Source organism: Paenibacillus sp. FSL P2-0089 (genome assembly GCF_038595095.1).
Taxonomy (GTDB): Bacteria; Bacillota; Bacilli; order Paenibacillales; family Paenibacillaceae; genus Paenibacillus_AQ; species Paenibacillus_AQ silagei.
In genome coordinates this window covers 6049657-6068722 of the sequence record NZ_CP152006.1, presented here as the reverse complement: position 1 = coordinate 6068722, position 19066 = coordinate 6049657, and the positions used below count along the sequence as shown (strand labels likewise).

Annotated in this window: 15 protein-coding genes; 14 read left to right on the top strand and 1 reads right to left on the bottom strand. The window is 55.0% G+C overall.

Annotated elements, in window-relative coordinates:
* Positions 1-88 precede the first annotated feature (88 nt).
* The 14 genes from NST69_RS25490 to NST69_RS25425 all read left to right on the top strand — a co-directional run bounded on the left by NST69_RS25490 (position 89) and on the right by NST69_RS25425 (position 16660).
* Positions 89-1288 carry a glycine betaine/L-proline ABC transporter ATP-binding protein gene (locus NST69_RS25490; protein WP_036732571.1) on the top strand — a complete coding sequence of 400 codons (1200 nt, stop codon included), beginning with the start codon at positions 89-91 and terminating at the stop codon, positions 1286-1288.
* On the top strand, positions 1285-2121 hold the full coding sequence (locus NST69_RS25485) for a proline/glycine betaine ABC transporter permease (RefSeq protein WP_036732574.1): 837 nt from the start codon (positions 1285-1287) through the stop codon (positions 2119-2121). Before NST69_RS25490 ends, NST69_RS25485 begins: the two co-directional genes overlap by 4 nt.
* Before the next feature lie 15 nt (positions 2122-2136).
* On the top strand, positions 2137-3021 hold the full coding sequence (locus NST69_RS25480; protein ID WP_340980266.1) for a glycine betaine ABC transporter substrate-binding protein: 885 nt from the start codon (positions 2137-2139) through the stop codon (positions 3019-3021).
* A gap of 208 nt (positions 3022-3229) precedes the next feature.
* A complete protein-coding gene (locus NST69_RS25475) occupies positions 3230-3844 on the top strand; it encodes a VTT domain-containing protein (RefSeq protein ID WP_339251004.1) in 615 nt (204 codons plus the stop codon).
* A 151-nt stretch (positions 3845-3995) separates the two neighbouring features.
* Positions 3996-4721: a hypothetical protein gene (locus NST69_RS25470; protein WP_340980265.1), complete on the top strand. Its 726-nt coding sequence runs from the start codon at positions 3996-3998 to the stop codon at positions 4719-4721.
* A 497-nt stretch (positions 4722-5218) separates the two neighbouring features.
* Positions 5219-6055: a sporulation protein YunB gene (gene yunB, locus NST69_RS25465; protein ID WP_340980875.1), complete on the top strand. Its 837-nt coding sequence runs from the start codon at positions 5219-5221 to the stop codon at positions 6053-6055.
* Between the two features lie 487 nt (positions 6056-6542).
* Positions 6543-8138 carry a response regulator gene (locus NST69_RS25460; RefSeq protein WP_340980263.1) on the top strand — a complete coding sequence of 532 codons (1596 nt, stop codon included), beginning with the start codon at positions 6543-6545 and terminating at the stop codon, positions 8136-8138.
* Positions 8135-9901: a sensor histidine kinase gene (locus NST69_RS25455; protein WP_340980262.1), complete on the top strand. Its 1767-nt coding sequence runs from the start codon at positions 8135-8137 to the stop codon at positions 9899-9901. Before NST69_RS25460 ends, NST69_RS25455 begins: the two co-directional genes overlap by 4 nt.
* A gap of 128 nt (positions 9902-10029) precedes the next feature.
* Entirely contained in the window at positions 10030-11433 is a 1404-nt protein-coding gene (locus NST69_RS25450; protein WP_340980261.1) for a sugar ABC transporter substrate-binding protein, read from the top strand.
* A gap of 21 nt (positions 11434-11454) precedes the next feature.
* Positions 11455-12342 (top strand): sugar ABC transporter permease, encoded by an 888-nt coding sequence (locus NST69_RS25445; protein ID WP_036732595.1) that lies wholly within the window; start codon positions 11455-11457, stop codon positions 12340-12342.
* Between the two features lie 56 nt (positions 12343-12398).
* A complete protein-coding gene (locus tag NST69_RS25440) occupies positions 12399-13169 on the top strand; it encodes a carbohydrate ABC transporter permease (protein ID WP_235192084.1) in 771 nt (256 codons plus the stop codon).
* Between the two features lie 18 nt (positions 13170-13187).
* A complete protein-coding gene (locus NST69_RS25435; RefSeq protein ID WP_340980260.1) occupies positions 13188-15029 on the top strand; it encodes a beta-L-arabinofuranosidase domain-containing protein in 1842 nt (613 codons plus the stop codon).
* A 33-nt stretch (positions 15030-15062) separates the two neighbouring features.
* A complete protein-coding gene (locus NST69_RS25430) occupies positions 15063-15953 on the top strand; it encodes a glycoside hydrolase family 43 protein (protein ID WP_235192081.1) in 891 nt (296 codons plus the stop codon).
* A gap of 326 nt (positions 15954-16279) precedes the next feature.
* The gene (locus NST69_RS25425) at positions 16280-16660 is read left to right on the top strand and encodes a hypothetical protein (protein ID WP_342547465.1); all 381 of its coding nucleotides are present in this window, start codon (positions 16280-16282) and stop codon (positions 16658-16660) included.
* Positions 16661-16781: 121 nt separating this feature from the next.
* Here NST69_RS25425 and NST69_RS25420 read toward each other — a convergent pair whose 3' ends face one another.
* A complete protein-coding gene (locus NST69_RS25420; protein WP_342547464.1) occupies positions 16782-18932 on the bottom strand; it encodes a glycosyltransferase in 2151 nt (716 codons plus the stop codon).
* Positions 18933-19066 lie beyond the last annotated feature (134 nt).

The window sequence follows — 19066 nt, the reverse complement described above, 5'->3', positions numbered from 1 at the left end:
GAATATGAGCTTTGCGTATTTTTTCGTAAGTCCGTTACACTAGGTCAGTAGCGTTAACCCGAAAGTAAAAGGAGAGAAGGAGGTCAACATGGCAATTATAGAGGTGAAACAGTTAACCAAAGTATTCGGTCATGATGCAGCACGGGCGCTTCCATTATTAGAACAAGGCTGGTCCAAAGAAAAGATCGCCCGGGAAGCCAAGCTGACGGTCGGTGTGAATAAAGCCGAATTCAGCATTGAAGAGGGAGAAATATTTGTCATTATGGGATTGTCGGGCAGTGGTAAATCCACGCTTGTCCGTCTGTTGAACCGGCTGATTGAGCCTACCGGAGGACAGGTGCTGTTCAAGGGTAAGGATGTTGTCAAGATGAATCCGGAGCAGCTTCGGGAATTCCGGCGGAAGAATATCGGCATGGTCTTTCAAAAGTTCGCACTGTTCCCGCACCGCAGTGTGCTGGCTAACGCAGAATACGGACTGGAAGTCCAGGGCGTGGAGAAAAGCAAACGAACCCGGCTGGCCATGGAGGCTCTTGAGCTTGTAGGGCTGAAGGGCTGGGAGAACCACCGCCCGGATCAGCTCAGCGGAGGCATGCAGCAGCGTGTCGGCCTGGCGCGCGGTCTGGCCAATGATCCTGACATTCTGCTGATGGATGAAGCCTTCAGTGCGCTTGATCCGCTGATCCGCAAGGATATGCAGCAGGAATTGCTGGAGCTGCAATCCAGAGTGAAGAAGACGATTGTCTTCATCACGCATGATCTGGATGAAGCGCTGCGGATCGGGGACCGTATTGCCCTGATGAAGGACGGGGTCATTGTCCAGATCGGATCGCCGGAAGAAATTCTGATTCAGCCTGCGAACAAATATGTGGAACGCTTCGTGGAGGATGTGGATCTGTCCAAAGTATTGACCGCTTCCCATGTGATGCGCCAGCCGGAGATGATCCGCCCGGAACGCGGTCCCCGGGTAGCCCTGCAGCTCATGCGGGACAGCGGGGTCTCCAGCCTGTATGTCGCAGATAATGAGATGCGGCTGCAAGGTCTGCTGACAGCGGATAATGCCTCACAGGCCTTGAAGGAGAACCGCAGTATTCTGGATGTGATGCTGCGCGACATTCCCCGGGTTCAGCCGGATACCCTGCTGAATGATCTGTTCGAGCTGATGTCGGAGACGCATCTGCCCGTTGCTGTAGTGGGGGAAGGCGAGAAGCTGAAGGGCATTGTTATCAAAGGGGCCGTGTTGTCTGCCCTGGCCGGTAACGCGGTTCCTGAAGGAGGAATTGGTTCATGAATTTACCCAAAATACCGCTCGGAAAGGGCGTAGAATGGATTGAAAATTGGCTCACGACCTACTTCGGCCCTATATTTGATATCATTCATGCTGTGATTGGCGGAATGGTGAGCGGGATTGATGCGGCGCTGAATTTCCTGCCCGCAATGGTGCTGACCCTTCTGATCGCAGCTCTGGCCTACTGGATCGGCAAATGGCGGATGGCGCTGTTTGCGGTGGTCGGACTGCTCCTGATTGACAATCTTGGATTGTGGGGACCGTCGATGCAGTCGCTGGCCCTGGTACTGACAGCCTCTCTGCTGGCTGTAGTGATCGGGGTTCCGCTCGGAGTGCTGTGTGCACAGAGCCGGACTTTCCAGAACATTGCCACCCCTATCTTAGACTTCATGCAGACGATGCCGGCGTTCGTATATCTGCTTCCAGCCGTGTCGTTCTTCTCGCTGGGCGTTGTTCCCGGCGTCATTGCTTCTATTATATTTGCGATTCCGCCAACCATCCGGTTAACGAACCTGGGGATTCGCCAGGTCTCACCGGAGCTGGTGGAAGCGGCGGATGCCTTCGGTTCAACCGCAGGGCAGAAGCTGTTCAAGCTGCAATTGCCGATCGCGCTCCCGACTATTATGGCCGGGATTAACCAGACGATTATGCTCTCGCTGTCTATGGTCGTCATCTCGTCCATGATCGGTGCCCAGGGTGTAGGTGCCTATGTATACCGTGCAGTATCACAGGCGAAGACGGGTGCGGGCTTCGAGGCGGGGATTGCGATTGTTATTATTGCCATCCTGCTGGATCGTCTGACCCAGAAGCTCTTCAAATCCAAACCACAAGAATAGGAGTGTATGATTAATATGAAAAGAATCCAATTGATAAAGCGCAGACCACTGGTCCTGCTGATGCTGCTAATGGCAGTAATTCTGGTAGCTGGTTGTTCGTCCAATAATAACAGTACGGTGAAGCTGGCTTATGTGGCCTGGGATTCCGAGATCGCCAGTACTAACGTAGTCAAGGAAGTGCTGGAAACGAAGCTCGGCGTGAAGGTGGAGATGCTGCAGGTCGATGCCGGGCCGATGTGGGCCGGGATTGCTGACGGAAGCGCAGACGCCATGGTAGCCGCCTGGCTGCCAAGCACGCATGCCTCTTATCTGGAGAAATACGGCAAGGACATTGAGGATGCCGGTGTGAATCTGGATGGAACGAAGACCGGGCTTGCCGTTCCCGCCTATATGGAGATCAACTCCATTGAAGATCTGAATAATGCGGAAGTAGCGGCAACGCTCGATAAGCGGATTATCGGAATTGAGCCGGGGGCCGGAATTATGACGGCCACGGAAAAAGCGCTCGAAGCCTACGGCTTGAGCGATTATACGCTGCTGGAGAGCTCGTCGGCGGCAATGGCGCAGGAGCTGCAGAAGGCTTTTGACAAGAATGAACCGATTGTGGTCACCGGCTGGACTCCGCACTGGATGTTCGCCAACATGGACCTCAAGTACCTGGACGATCCGAAGAATGTCTACGGCGGAGCTGAGCAGATTCATACCATGGTCCGCTCAGGTCTGAAGGAAGATATGCCGGATGTGCACAAGTTCCTGAGCCAATTCAAATGGACCGCAGAGGATATGGAGCAGGTTATGGTCAAGATTCAGGGCGGACAATCGCCTGAAGAAGCGGCCAAGGAATGGGTAGAGAGTAATGAAGCCAAGGTTAATGAGTGGACGGCTGGTATCTCTGCTTAAGTGAACTCTGTAGGGTTCAGTGATCTGGCGGCGATGACCGATGTGTGCTATGATGGGAGAAAATAAGCAACAATTCTGTAACTTGTACGCTTATGTCGCAGAATCTATAGTTAGATGTTCAATAAACACCCCGCAAGGGGTGTTTTTCTTCAACATTAATGAGCGGTTCCTTTACATGCTGCTAAGAGTCAGGGAAGGAGAGCGCTCTATGACCGAGATCATCAATGCCTGGATTGACTGGCTGCTGCAAAGTCTGGGACTTAGCGGCCCGTATATTGTTTTTGCTACCTTTCCGCTCGCCGTGCTGCAAAGCTTGTTCGGATTTTTCCCCCTGGCGATTCTGATTGTGCTGCATGTCTCTGTATTCGAAGTGATCGGCGGGATGGCTGTCAGCTGGCTGGCCTGCAACCTGGGCGCGGTAATTGTCTATTTTCTCTTCCGGCGCTATCTCTTCGACTGGTTCGACCGCAAATGGGGCTACAAGCTCAAGAAGTATGAGAAATGGCAGACCTATCTGGACCGATACGGCATCTGGACCCTGGTGCTGCTGCGTACGATTCCGATTGTGCCCAGCAATATCATCAACCTGATGTCAGCCGTGTCTCCGATGAAGCCGGCGGCTTTTGTCTGGGGGACGGTGCTCGGCAATCTGTCTTTTATCTGGCTGTTCGGTACGCTCAGCTCCTCGCTCATTGTCCCGCGTGAGGACTGGAACGGTTTTCTGTTGTGGTATGGCGTATTTATGCTGATTCTGCTTGCTATCTTTGTCCGGCTGCATTGGGGGCATCTTCAGGAGGATAAGCGCAAGCGGGCGGGGCATTAGAAGAACGTTGCTGCGGTGTGCTGCCGCGGGGATGTTCTTTTTTTTTGTGGATTAGGAAATTATGATTTGCGTCCGATGTGGATAAGTTGTGCATAAAGTTGGGGGTAAGTGTCTTGGAGCATCGGCAGGATGACTATATTCGGGGCCGGATATGGTCGAAAAACCGATCACATTTGGTGCGGCAGAGGCGTGTGGGCCGGATATGGTCGAAAAACCGATCACATTTGGTGCGGCAGTGGCGTGTGGGCCGGATGTGGTCGAAAAACCGATCACATTCGGTGCGGCAGAGGCGTGTGGGCCGGATGTGGTCGAAAAACCGACTACATTCAGTGCGGCAGAGGCGTGTGGGCCGAATGTGGTCGAAAAACCGACTACATTCAGTGCGGCAGAGGCGTGTGGGCCGAATGTGGTCGAAAAACCGACTACATTCGGTGCGGCAGAGACGTGTGGGCCGGATGTGGTCGAAAAACCGGCTACAATCGGTGCGGCAGAGGCGTGTGGGCCGGATATGGTCGAAAAACCGATCACAATGGGGATGCCGCAGGCATTTTGTTCTTGTTTTATGGTGGGGATAGGGTTGGGAGGAGGATTATGTGAATTATCTGGAAGAGAAACCAACATGTGTATGAAAAACCGAATACAATGGCGAGTGCGAAGGCGTGTGGGCGGATGTATGAGTAAAAGCGAATATCATGTGGCCACAGCCAGTAACAAATTTCGAGAAATCCTGCAAGAATTGCAACAATGCTGCTCCGTACAAGCGGCGGTGAGGGAGACAACCCTCAGAATGGACCAGATATATCAAAGCGGAAACCCCACATTGTGGGGTTATTTTGCGTGTGCGCCGAATAGCCTATTAGTACAGGGAGCGGCTTGACCGCAGGAATGTCGGGAGGGACTGCAGGCATGGGCAGAATCAGAAAATGGGGGAAACGGAGCGCAGGCGTACCGCTCTTCGGGCGTCTGCGGCTGCCGGACTTCAGCGGAAGCGGTCTGAGGGGGCCGGTCGGGCGCCGCCAGGCCTTCAAGGCCAAACCGTCCAGAGCGGGAATCCGGCCGCCGGGTGCGGGTTCGGGAGCAAGGTTCGAAGCGAAGCCTTCAAGACCCGGCGCGGGTCTGCCTGGCCGGAGCTGGGGACGGAGCGGGGGCTTCGTGGCGAAGCCCTCCAGGTCCGGCGGCCGGCTGGACGGGAGCGGAGCGGATTACGGGACAGCGAAGCCGTCCGGGAGAACAGCGGGCGCTCCGGGCCAGCGGGTCTGGCGCAAGGCCGGGCGCGGGGGCGGCGGGTTCCGCCTGTTCGGCAGCAGGGACGGGAAGCGGCAGGAAGCTGACGGGGACAAGGGGCGGAAGCCGCGCAGACGGGGCAGATTCTGGATCGTTCTGAGCCTGCTGCTGCTTCTGGCGGTGCTGCAGGGGCTGCGTTATGTGGAGCAGCACCTGAAGCCGCCGATTCTCCATCTGGCGCAGATCCGGGTGAAGCAGATCGCTACGGAATCCATTAACAAGGCAATTACGTCCCAGGTGGCGGACGGCGGGAATGCTGAGGCGCTGATTGACTGGAAGACGGATAAGAGCGGCAAAATCTCCGGCTTCATGCTCAACTATAAGGAGCATATGCGGATTACCTCGCAAGCCGCCGAGGTGATACAGTCCACACTGCAGGAACTGCATAACCGCAGCGAGCGTATTCCGCTGGGCCAGGCGCTTGGCAGCCCGCTGATTGCCTCCTTTGGACCCGATATTCCGATCAAGATCGAACCTCAGGGGGCCGTGAAGGTGGAGCTGAATACCCGGCAGCAAAATGCCGGAATCAATATGATTCTGGTTGAGGTCTATATTCACATTGTGACCGAGGTAGCGGTCGTAATCCCCTTTGACATGGAGCCGCAGGTGGTGGACACAGAGATCCCCGTCTCCTACCTGATGGTAGTCGGTGACGTTCCGATGTACTACTATGACAATCAGGGCAAGCCTGTCGGCGAGAACGGCAGCAGCGCCCCGGGCATCGCCATCCCGGCCCCTTCGCTGAGTACGGAGAAAAGCAGCACCGGCGCGGAAGGCACGCCTTCAGGCGGCGGCAACAGCAGTTCAGGCTCGGGCGGATCAGGCGGACATGCGGGCAGCGGGGAGAGCCCCTCGCCTGCATCAGGCAGCAACAATGCGCCGGATGCGGAAAGCGGAAGCGGAAATACGGGGGATGGGCCGGAGTAGGGGAGAAGCGGGGATAATGTCGGGGTAAGGGCTCCTGTGGTCATTTAATGGCTAAATGGGGGTCTTTTTTTATTGTGCCGGAGAGGTTGATACAGGCTAATGCGGATAAAGTTCGGAATTAGTTGGCAGGCTGCCGGTGCGATGAGGACGATGAGGGAAGTGGGTGGAATTAGGACACTTGTTAATGGACGAATGGCGGATATTGCGACAAGAGTTGGAAAAACAGCATTTAAATTTTCGTAATTTCTCCACTAGTGGTCAGAACGGTATTAGCAGATGCTGTTAATCCACTTATTGTCCTGTAACCGCCAGAAGTGGAGTAATTAAGCTACATTTTTCTACTTGTTTTCAGGATTGAGCTCATATTTTTCAATTCAAATCCACCTTTCCAATATGAATCCACTAGGAATGAACCGGAATGGCTTCTATAATAAGGGCAACACTGCGGCTGACAGGGGCTGTAAGCCAATCTTGGGGGGCTAGCATAATGAGAATATTGATCGTGGATGATGAGCCCAGACATCTTAGAGGGATGGTCAATCTGATCGGACGCCTTCGGCCGGAGGATCAGGTGGTGGCGGTGCAGGATGGCTTGTCCGCTATGGAAATGGTGAAAGCCCACCGCCCGGAAGCTATATTGACTGATATCCGTATGCCCGGAATGGATGGGCTTGAATTTCTGGAACGGCTTAAGCTTGAAGGTATCCGGACCAAGGTCGTAATGGTATCCGCTTACAATCTGTTCGAGTATGCGCAGAAGGCAGTTCATTATGGGGCTTACGATTACCTGCTGAAGCCGGTGGAGATTGACCAGGTAGCGGATGTCCTAAGCCGGATCGACCTTCTGCTGACAGCGGAACAGAGGCAGCGCCGTGAAGAGGAAGAAATGCAGCACCGGCTTAAGCTCGCTTCTTCCGCCTACCTGAACCGGCTCATGCTGTCCTGGCTGAACGGCAGTGCGTCCTTGGCCGAGCTGGCGGAGCTGGACGGTTATGATTGGCTGCGGGAGAGCGGTGTCGCTGTGTATTCGGAGCTGAACTCCTGCCAGGATAGCGGGGAGAGGCAGGACAGCGGCGTGTTCATCCGTGCTCTGGAGCAGGCCTGGGGCAGGTGGGGGGAAGCCATCACCATTCCCTTGAGCGGGATGACGGAGGACGGCTCTCTTGCCGCCGTTACCTTGATTTCCCTGGAAGCCCTTACCGGGGACAAGCGGGAAGAAGCCCGGTCCATTGCCCGTTCCTTGGCGGCGGATTGGGCGCATACCGGACAGCTCACCCACGGGATTGGCCCGGAATGCCGTTCCCTCCGGGAGGAAGCGCCGCGGTCCTATCTGGCAGCCAGAACGGCCAACAGTTACAACTTCTATGATTTCCGGCAGGGGCTGCTGTTTTCAGATGAGATCAGGTTTTCTTCCCGCGAGGCCGTTCCTGACTGGAGCAAGGTCTATGAGGCGTTGAAAATGGATGATGCTGCGCTTGTTCTGGAAGCTTGTGTGGAAGCCCTCTGCCAGCTTGCAGACGGTGGACATGCCAGCCCTATGCTGCTAAAGGAGCAGGCATCGCTAATGCTGCTGCAGATCCGGAGTGAGCATCAGGACATTCTGGATAAGAGAGCGCAGCAGATGCTGACCGGTACGGCTACGATGCTTATCCGCTCATGCCGCTCGTACCCGGAGCTGGTGGCCCATTTGGGGCAGGCACTCCGGGAAGCGCATTTGGCCTTAACCGTATCCCGGCAGGATCAGGGGGAGAGCATGATCGCTGAATGCCTAAGCTGGATACAGCAGCATATGAAGGAGGAGCTTACACTGGAGCGGGCAGCTGAGCATTTCCATTTTAACCCTTCCTATTTCAGTACACTGATCAAGAACAGGACGGGAAAAACGTTCTCGGAGCATGTGACGGCGGCCCGGATGAAGCGGGCCAAGGTACTGCTTGCCGGGGAGCCGCTCCGAATATATGAGATATCCCTGGAATGCGGATTTCAGGATACGAAATATTTTTGCCGCGTATTCAAGAAGTATTACGGCATGTCGCCCAAAGCCTATAAGCATGCGCTGTCGCAAAGGAAACGTGAGGCATGAAGATCACCTTCCGTTACCGGCTGCTGGCCAGCTATATTCTGTTGATCGCCATTCCCCTGCTCGTTCTGGGGGCTTTATTCTACCGGACCAGCCTGAAGATTATCACAGAGCAGGCGCAGAAGAATGTATATGAGATTGTCAGGAAGAATAATGAAGTCATGGACACCAAGCTGCGGATCGTGGACCAGAACAGCATGTCCTTGTTCCTCGATAAGGATCTGTTCCGCATCTTCAACCAGCTGGACCCCGCGAATGAAGCGGAGCTGTTCGCAGCCGACCGGCAGGTGACGGCTGTGCTCGGCAAAACCTTTTCCCAGAACCAGGATATCTTTGCCTACCAGCTATGGACCTCCTACTTCACCTTCGGACAACCCCTGCCTCAAGGAGAACCGACGCAATCGGATATATACCGTATGGCCCGGCAGGCGGGAGGGAAGCTGGTGTGGATACCGACTTATGAGTTCGCGTCCATGTTCAACCAGCCCTATCTGCAAGGCGGAAATCTGGAGTTCCGTTATCTCTTCTCGGCTACACGTCTGCTGGACTTCACCTATCTGAGCAATACGAAGCTTGCTAAAATGGATGCCGGAGTGGAACGCCCCGTACTTGCCATAAGCTTCAAATCCGAGGTGCTTAAATCCTTGTATGCAGACAGCCTTCCGGGGAACTCGCGCTACATGGTGCTTGATCCGCAGGACAGGGTAGTCGCCAGCAGTGAGCCGGGTCAGGTTGCACAGATCTATAAGGAGGCAGGACTGGACAAGCTGCAGCGGGAGAACAGCGGGGCACGGAGAATGAAGCTGGACGGCGAAGCGGTGATCGTCTGCTTCGACCGTTCGGAGGTGACCGGCTGGATGTCTGTGGTGTGGATACCGGAGGCAGGGCTGGTGAGCAGCCTGGTGCCGGTGATCCGGACATCTATTACTGTACTGGCTGTTGTGATGGGGATTGTGGCTCTGATCTTCGCTTATTTCATTGCAGGTAAAATCACTAAGCCCATCAAGCGGCTGCTCAGCGCAATGAGATCGGTGGGCGAGGGAGATTTCCAGACCCGCGTGGATGTGGTGAGCCATGACGAGTTCGGCGTGCTGACGCAGCGCTTCAACCGGATGAATGACCGGATTCAGCTGCTGGTGACGGAGAATTACGAGATCAAGCTGAAGGAGAAAGAGGCTGAGATACAGGCGCTGAATATGCAGATGCATCCGCACTTCCTGTATAATACGCTGAATGTGATGAACTGGACGGCAATTGAGAATGATCAGCAGGAGCTTAGCAGGATGCTTGTCTGTCTATCCAACATGCTGCATTATACCTCCCGGAAGACATGGGACGCCGTACCGTTGTCCGAAGAGATGAGCTGGATGAGTAATTACTTCTATATTATGTCGATCCGCTTCGAGGACAAGTTCACCGTGGAGTATGATATGGACCCGCAGCTCTTGGCGTACGATGTGCCGAGACTGCTGTTCCAGCCCTTTGTGGAGAATGCGATTCTTCACGGCTTCGATCAGACCGGCTCTGGAGGACTCATTGGAATCCGCGGCTGGATTAACGGCAGAACCCGGCATTACGAGGTGGCCGACAACGGCCGGGGCATGAGTGCGGAGACGGTACACAGAATTCTGTATCAGAAGTCTTCCTCTGTGGGTATTAAGAATACTATTGACCGCATTCAGATGACCTACGGCGGCGAGTACGGGATATCCATCTTCTCGACTCCGGGAGCAGGCACGAAGGTAGTGATTACTTTGCCGCTATAAGCCAATCCCGGTCCACCAATCCAAAGAGATTAGGGTTATGTAAGCGCTATCTTATATTTTATAATAAAGACATCATAGACTGCAGCTATGAACCCGTTGAACTTAGAAATCGAGAGGGGCTTCCGAATATGTCGCAACCCAGGAAATCAGTCTTCATCACATTGGCTCTGGTTCTGATGCTTGCCGCCGTGCTGTCTGCGTGCTCGAAGTCTAATACTGCAAGCCCTGACACTTCCGCATCTTCCGGGAATTCCGGATCGAAGGAGAATATTAAGCTGCGGATGACGGTCTGGGGCTCACCGGAGGAAGTGGCTCCTTATAAAAAAGCGATTCAGAATTTCGAGGCCAAGCATCCGAGCGTTAAGGTCGAGCTTCAGCATATTGCCGCCGATTATGATACCAAGCTGACGACTATGGTCGCCGGGAATGATGTTCCGGACATTGCCATGATGGAATCGGGCACCATTGCTTTTCCGATGGCGGAGCAGGGCAAATTCTATAATCTTCAGGAATTCCTGGATACGGATGCCGATATCAGTCCGGATACACTGGTTCCCAATATTACCTATTCCCTGGAGCCGGGCAATGTTATCGGAATCGGCCCCGGCCCCGAATCCTTCGCCTTGTTCTACAATGAGGATATCTTCAAGGACGCCGGCATTGAACCTCCTCCGTCGAATGTGGCGGATGCCTGGACCTGGGATGAATTCGTTGAGGTGGCCAAGAAGCTGACGGTGGACATGAACGGCAAAACAGCGGACCAGGAAGGCTTCGATCCGACCAGAATCAAGCAATATGGAGCAAATATCTCCACCTGGTGGGGGGTGTACAGCAACTTCATCTATTCCAACGGCGGGGATTTCATCTCAGCGGACGGCAAAACCTTCGGGCTGAACCAGCCGGAGGCGGTGGAAGCCCTTCAGAAAATATCCGATCTGATGAATGTGCATCATGTCTCCCCTTCACCCGTGCAGTCCAAGAATATTCCGGCAACGAATGTAGCGCTCCAGACCAAGAAGGTGGCGATGACTGTAGACGGGCAATGGGCAAGCGCAGGCCTCGCCCAGTCGAACTTCAACTTCAATGTCGGGGTCATGCCTGTAATGAAGGAGCCGGTCACCACCGTGGTCTGCGGCATGTTCTCCATTTTCAAATCCACCAAGCATCCCCAGGAGACCTGGGAGCTGCTGAAGGCGCTGCTCGATCCCGAAGCCTCCATTGACATGCTTACAGCCGGAACCTGGATGCCATCTCCCAAGGACTGGTACACCGATCCTGCGCTACTGGCCAAATGGACGGAGAATCTGGACGCCAGACCGTCCGGCTATAAGGAAGCCATTGTCGATGTGATTCTGACCAAAGGGCATCAGACCCCGACCGGCTATGTGAAGAATTTCAACAATATTATGGACTTGGTCAATCCTGCGCTGGATAAGGTGTGGCTCGGCCAGCAGACTGCCCAGGAAGCGATGGACTCCATCGCGGCAAAGGTCCAGGCCCAGATTAAGGGACGGCGCGATATCAAGGAATAATCAACAAGACTGGAGGCCAGTATGCGAAAAGGAATGTTCTACGGGCTGCTGTTCACCGCCCCCGCCATCCTTGGGTTTGCCATTTTTACGCTGGGTCCCATGATCGCCAGCCTGGTGCTCAGCCTGACTAACTATAATGTGTTCAAAGAGCAGACCGCTTTCACCGGTCTGGATAATTACCTGCGGCTGTTCTCAGGTGAAGATGAGCTGTTCTATAAATCGCTGGGGATCACCTTCTATTTCGTCATACTGCGTGTGCCTGCGGTGATTCTCCTCTCCTTCGGGATCGCGCTGCTATTGAATCTCAATGTGAAGGGAAGGGCTATCTTCCGTACGATCATCTACCTGCCGAGTATTGTTCCGGCGGTGGCCTCGGCCATGATCTGGATGTGGCTGCTTAACCCTGACCTGGGCCTCATCAATTCGCTGCTGAGCCGCTTGCATCTGCCGACCAGCAACTGGCTGTACGGGGAAGGCAGCGTGATCCCCTCAGTCGTACTTACCACGCTCTGGGGGATCGGCAGCACGGTGATTATTTTCCTCGCCGGACTATCCGGCATCCCCCGGCAGTATTATGAGGCCATTGAGGTGGATGGAGGGGGCTGGTTCCGTAAGCTGAGCCATGTGACGGTTCCGATGGTCACCCCGACAATCTTTTTCAATACAATCATGACGATTATCGGTTCCTTCCAGGTCTTCAACGAAGCCTACATTCTGACGCAGGGCGGACCGAATAACCGGAGTTTGTTCTATGTATTTTATTTGTGGAGAACAGGCTTCCGGGATGCCGAGATGGGGTATGCGTCCGCGCTGGCCTGGATCTTGTTCGTCATTATTCTGTTCTTCACCTTCATCGTCTTCAGAACCTCGAAGTCATGGGTGTATTACGAAGGGGGGGACCGGGCTTGAGGCCATCGAAGCTTTCACTTACCGCAGGTTACGGGGCGCTGATCCTAATCTCCTGTATGTTCATCATTCCGTTTGTCTGGCTGATCCGCAGCTCGCTGATGAATTTATCGCAAATATTCACCATGCCCCCCGAATGGATACCGAAGCCGTTTCAATGGGGCAATTTCCATAAGGCGCTTACGGTGCTGCCGTTCGATGTTTTCTTCAAGAATACGCTCATCATCGTGGTCACCGTGCTGGTGGGAACCGTAATTACGAGCAGCATCGGAGCCTTCGGATTCTCACGGATTCCTTGGAAGGGCAGGGATGCGGTGTTCGCGGTCCTGATGACCAGCATGATGCTGCCGGCGGCGGTGACGATGATCCCAAGCTTTCTGGGCTGGCAAATGATGGGGTTCTACGATACGTTGTATCCGCTGATTGTGCCCGCTTATTTCGGCGGGGGAATCTTCAACATCTTCCTTCTCCGGCAATTCTATCTGAGCATTCCGCGCGATTTCGATGAAGCTGCCTATGTGGACGGGGCGAATTACTGGCAGATCTATACCCGGATCATCTTTCCCCTAAGCCGTTCCGCGATTATCGTAGTGGCCTTGTTCAGCTTCCTGGCCTCCTGGAATGACTTCATGGGACCGTTGATCTATCTGAAAAGCGACAAATGGTTCACCCTCGCGCTGGGCCTGCAAATGTTCCAGGGCACCTATACCGCGCAGTGGGATCTGCTGATGGCGGCCTCGGCCACTGTCGTTCTGCCTTGTGTCATTGTGTTTCTGGCCGGACAGCGTTACTTCCTGGAGGGCATAACCTTAACGGGATTAAAAGGATAAAGGAGGCGGGGAACGGAAATGGCAGAGCAACAAGCGAAGATTCATGCCTGGCAAGATGTGTCCTTCACCTGTGTAACTATCAATGACGAGTTCTGGAAGCCGCGCCTGAAGGTGCTGAGGCAGACCACGCTGCCGGATTGCCTGTCCAAATGTGAGGAGACCGGCCGCATCAATAACTTCGCCAAGGCAGCAGGACTGCTGGAAGGGCATTACGAAGGCAAATATTATAACGACTCAGATGTCTACAAGGTGCTTGAAGGCATTGCCTATGCGCTGATGTCAGAGCGGGATGCGGCGCTGGAGGCTGAGGCTGACCGGATCATCGGGCTGATCTCGGCTGCGCAGGAAGAAGACGGCTATCTGTGTGCGTACTTTACCCTGGAGAATCCCCAGGGCAAGTGGACAGACATGGAGAAGCACGAGATGTACAACGGCGGCCATCTGATCGAAGCGGCGGTTGCCTATTATGCAGCCACCGGCAAGCGCGAGTTGCTGGAGGTGGCCTGCCGTCTGGCCGATCATGTTGACGAGGTCTTCGGCCCCGGCAAGCGGCACTGGGTGGAGGGGCATGAGGAGATCGAGCTGGCACTGGTGAAGCTGTACCGCGTGACGCAGAGTGAGCGCTACTGGAAGTTGGCACTCTGGCTGCTGGAGGAGCGAGGCCATGGCTATGGTGTTGGCGCGATCTGGGATAATCCGGAGTGGGGACCGGCCTATTGCCAGGACGATGTCCCCGTCCGCGAGATTAAGCAGGTCACCGGCCATGCCGTCCGTGCCATGTATCTGTATACGGCCATGGCGGATATTGTCCATGCTTCAGGAGATTCCGCTTATACGGAGGCTCTGCACAGGGTCTGGACACATACGGTTGAGCGCAACATGTATGTAACGGGCGGCATCGGGCCGTCCAGGCACAATGAAGGCTTCACCTCCGATTATGACCTGCCTAATGAGACAGCCTATTGCGAGACCTGCGCCGCCATTGCCATGGTGTTCTGGAATCACCGGATGAATCTGACGTTCGGGGACGGTAAATATGCCGATGTGGTAGAACGTGAGCTGTATAATGGCGCTTTGTCGGGAATCTCCCTGTCCGGGGATCAATATTTCTATGAGAATCCGCTGGCTTCCCAGGGCGGGCATCATCGTGTCCCATGGTTTGAAACCTCTTGCTGTCCGACCAATCTGGCCCGCTTTCTGCCATCCCTGGGCCAGTACTCCTATGCTGTTACAGAGGATGGCCTGGCGGTGAATCAATATATGAACAGCGAAGCGGAGCTTAGGCTTGCCAGCGGGCTGGGCGTCAGGCTGAAGCTAAGCACCCGTTATCCCTGGGATGGCCGGATAGAGCTTGAGGTGAACCCTGCTGCAAGCGCCGAATTCAGTATCCGGCTGCGGGTGCCGGAGTGGTGCAGCGGGTACCGGGTGGAGGCAGGAGGCATCAGCATCGGGGAGGCGGAAGCCTTGACGCATCAGGGGTATATGGTGCTCGAGCGGAACTGGTCGCCGGGGGATACGGTGGTGCTTGAGCTGGAGCTGCCCGTGAATAAGGTGCGGGCCAGACCGGAGGTGGAGGCGGACAGAGGGAGGGTTGCCGTGCAGCGGGGACCCGTTGTATATTGTCTGGAGCAGACGGACCATCCCGGCAGTTCCTATGATGCCTTCTCCCTGCCGGCCGGAGCGAGGTTCCGGGTGAAGCATCTGCCGGAGCTGCTGGGCGGGGTGACGGTGCTGCAGAGCCGGGATGCAGACGGCAGGCCGCTCAGGTTCATCCCCTATTATGCTTGGGACAACAGGGAGCCTGGTTTCATGCAGGTCTGGGTGCGGGAACGGGAAGGAAGTGGCCTGTACGGCTATTGAATTCGCTAGTGCAGAGCAAAGGAGGAGATTCGCTTGCGCGGAATTACGAACCCGGTTATCCCGGGCTGGTATGCTGACCCGGAGGCCAGAACATATGGGGGCAGGCATTATGTGTATGCCACCAGATCCTTCACGGAATATACCCGGCAGATGAATCTGGATGCCTTCAGTTCCGGGGATCTGGTTCACTGGACGACCCACGAGGGGATCATCGAAATGGATGATTTCCCCTGGATCTGGAGAGCGGTATGGGCTCCGACCCAGATTGAGCATCACGGCCGGCATTATCTGGTCTTTGCCTCGAACGATATCCAGAAGGACGGCGAAGCCGGCGGGCTGGAGATTGCTGTTGCGGATGCTCCCGAAGGCCCCTACAGAGGGTATCTCCACCGGCCGCTGATCGGCGGGTTCGTTCACGGCGCGCAGCCGATCGACGCTCATCTGTTCAAGGATGATGACGGTGCAATCTATCTGTATTACGGGGGCTGGGGGCATTGCAACGTGGCCCGGATGAATGAGGAGATGACGGGGTTTGTTCCGTTCCCGGACGGAGAGGTCATCCTTTCCGTCACCCCGCCGGGTTATGTGGAGGGGCCGTGTATGATCAAGAAGGACGGCCTGTATTATCTGATGTGGTCAATGGGCGGATGGACCAACGGGACCTACCGGGTCGCTTATGGCGTAAGCGACAACCCGCTTGGTCCATTCCCGAACCTGGGGACCATACTGGAGAGGCAGGAGCCGGTGGCGGAAGGCCCCGGCCATCACGGATATTTGCATCTGCCGGACCGCGATGAATGGCTGATCGTCTATCACCGCAGACTCATCGGAGACCGGGAGCCGGGCAACCGCATGTTATGCATCGACAGACTGGAACTCGGTGCAGGCGTTATCAAGCCGGTAAGGATGACCGACCGGTGGTAAGCTTGTCGGCTTATCGTAGGTGAATACAGGAGGAATGAGGCCTTGGCTTATGACGGGGCCTTTTTTGTAGTGGTGCCGGAGAGGAATGCGTCATTCAATTAATGTTATTACCCCTGTATTCCCATAATGTTGTACAAATTGCAACTCGGAAACCGGGATATCCGGGGATATGATAGAGTTGTTGTATAAAATGCAAGAATTGCCCCCCGCTGAGCGTTTGGAGGATGAAAAATCCTGCTTTTTATGCAGTAACTTTGAAATGTAGCCGGGATGAGCAGGGTAATGTTGTATTTTGAGCAGGATTTTCACTGGGAGGTTGGGGACGAATGCAAAATATTCATGATAATGAAATTATTTCTTATAAGGTTGATTTGCAAAAGTCAAAAATTACATTCCAAACATTGGGCGGCAAAGACAATTCAGTTCCCGTCATGATTGAGTTCATTGATGTCTTGGCGCATATGTTTGAAACGCAGTTGCAAGGGAGTATTCTTCTTGATATCAGCCAATTCGAAATAAGTCGATTTGTCAAAAGTAATAAGGAATTGTTAGAGCACCAAAAGGACTCCGCTTGGCCGATGTATTATGAAAAAAGAGAGGATTTGCTTGAATATTTACTACATGAAAATTATAACTACTATGCGATCTCCGCTTCGTATGGTCTTAATGGGTGGGTAGTTGCTAAAGAGTATAATATTTATAACTGAGCAGAAAGGTCTAAAGTTGACCCTGAGGGAGCTACCCCTCAGGGTCTTTCGTTTTGCCTATGAGTTAAGAGAATGAGTAAAGCTTTGAAACCAAGCGCAGCTTCAGACATTGTTATCTCTGTCATCCCCCACCCTGAAGCACCGACTTCACAAGCAGCAGCCACGGAATGCTGCCAGTAGCGGCGATGCTCCCCTCCGGGTGAACCTCCGCTGCAAGCAGCAGCATGTAATAACTGAGGCCAGTGATTGCGGCAGCGCTGCCGGATTGCAGTAGCGTCTGTTCATCGTCTGACGTAAGCTGTGGAGCTTGCCCGCAGGATTGAGCTATGGCTGCATAGAGCAGCCATTCGGCAGCATCCCCGGGCAATCTATGGTACTGAGATTGCCCGGTATATTCCGCACACCACTGTAATCTAAATGAAGCAGGTGCATGCAGCATTCCTTGCAGCAGCGGCAGGGGAAGTCTGCTCCAGAGAAAGTGTGCAGCGCCAAAGGGCTTGCCAAGCAGGAGCAATGTGTCCCAAGCGCCTGCTTGAAGCAGCAGTTGTGCTGCGTAAGAAAAATTTGTAGAGCTACGCGGTGTGTCTGCGCGGTGTTCCGAATCGGCTAAGCTGCCGATATCGGGGGCCGGGAAGGAACATTCTGCCGGAACAGAAGGGTCTTCTTGTTCTTCGGTTTGGCATTGTGGCAGCTTGGAATGGCTGGTTTCAGCATGGGGGGAGGCGACTTGGTGCTCCTGCATGCTGTTAGAGCCTGCCCGATGCTCCGCCGGGCCGGGCTGCTGCCCCGCCAGCCGGCGGTGCATGGCTGCAAGCCCGGGCGGCAGCTCCGCCAGCCGCCCCAGGCCTTGTCTTGCCGCGGCGATTCCGCCGCTGCGGCAGGACAAGGCCCACAGATAGCCGGATACCCACGGGTCATCCGGCGCATCCTCCCGCATCCGCGCAAGCTCAGCGGATGCGGCCCCGGGCTGTTCCGGGTCGCGGAACAGCGTCCCCAGCAGCACCTGAAGCACCTGCCGGATATCCTCCGGCAGATGCGGTGCTGCGAGAAGCGCCGCCATCCACGAGGCGGCGCGGGCATTGAGTGCGGCAGGCACCAGCCTGCTCAGCACTCGTCGGGGCAGGGCAGGAAGCAGCTGACGCGTGAACACCGTCAGCTGCTCCGTTTGCCCGGACAGCAGGCACAACGTGGCCAGCTGCTCCCAGGCGGTTACGTCATCAGGCGCGTAGCCGATCGCCTGTCTGTAATGCTCCATTGCTTCCTCGTAGAGGAACAGCCGCTCGCAGACCCGCCCGGCGGATAGGCGGGTGCGGTAGGTTCCGCTGCCGGAGGAGGAAGGGTATTTATGTGCGGTATCCCCGCTGTCCAGCGCCTGCTGGAGCAGAGGGTATGCCCGCCATACCTGCCCTTGCTCCAGCAGCAGACCCGCATAGCTCTCCAGCAGATCAGTGAAATCTGCGTACAGCCCAATCCCGGCCTGATAGACAGACTCCGCGTCCGCAGGCCGCCCGCCCGCTTGGAGGGCAAAGGCTGTTTTGAGATACAGGTCGGCGGTATAGCCGGAGTCGGGCTGAGCTTCTTCCAGCAGCGGCAGCAGCAGGCCCGCCGCAGCCTGATATTGCCCCTGCTGGTAATATTCCGTGCCCAGTGCGTACCGCAGAGGAACGCTATCCGGTTCAAGCCGCAGAGCAGCGTGGATTAGCTGCAGATTGCGGCTGGCTTTATTTTTGCGCTGAAGCTCATCATCCAGATAGCCGTAATGGTGGACAGGCAGACGGGCATAAGCAATATGTCCTCCGGGGAGGCTCCAGATGCTGGAGGCTACCTCTTCATGAATGCTGCCGCGAAAACAGATACGTACATCGTTTCGGAAGAGTCTGCAAACATTGTCTGTCACGTATTCGCGCCCGGAGGCATCACCTACATAATGAATAAAAGGCAGGAAATACCCGTCCGCATGCTCCGATTCCAGCAGAAGCTTTAACTCCTCTGGCATCCAGTCAGCAAGGGCTTCATCTGCATCCAGCACCAGAATCCACCCATAGGAGGCCAGCTGTAGGGTATGATTACGGGCTTTGGAGAAATCGTGTTCCCAGGGCAGCCTGATTACCCGGGCACCGAACCTGCCGGCGATAGCCATACTGTTGTCCTCTGATCCGGTATCCGCGATAATAATCTCCGAGACCATACCCTGAACAGACAGGAGGCATTGCTCCAGATGCTGCGCCTCATTCCTTACGATCATGCAGAGCGAGATCCCGGGAGTATCCATGGTCTGTAAGCTCCTTCCTAACAGCATCTGATTGAAAAAGTAGGGGTGCAAAGCAAGCGGGTATACCCCTTATGGACTGGAGAGCCGTTATTTTCAAAAAAACAGCACTTTTTACGGAGTTGCGGACTCAGAGG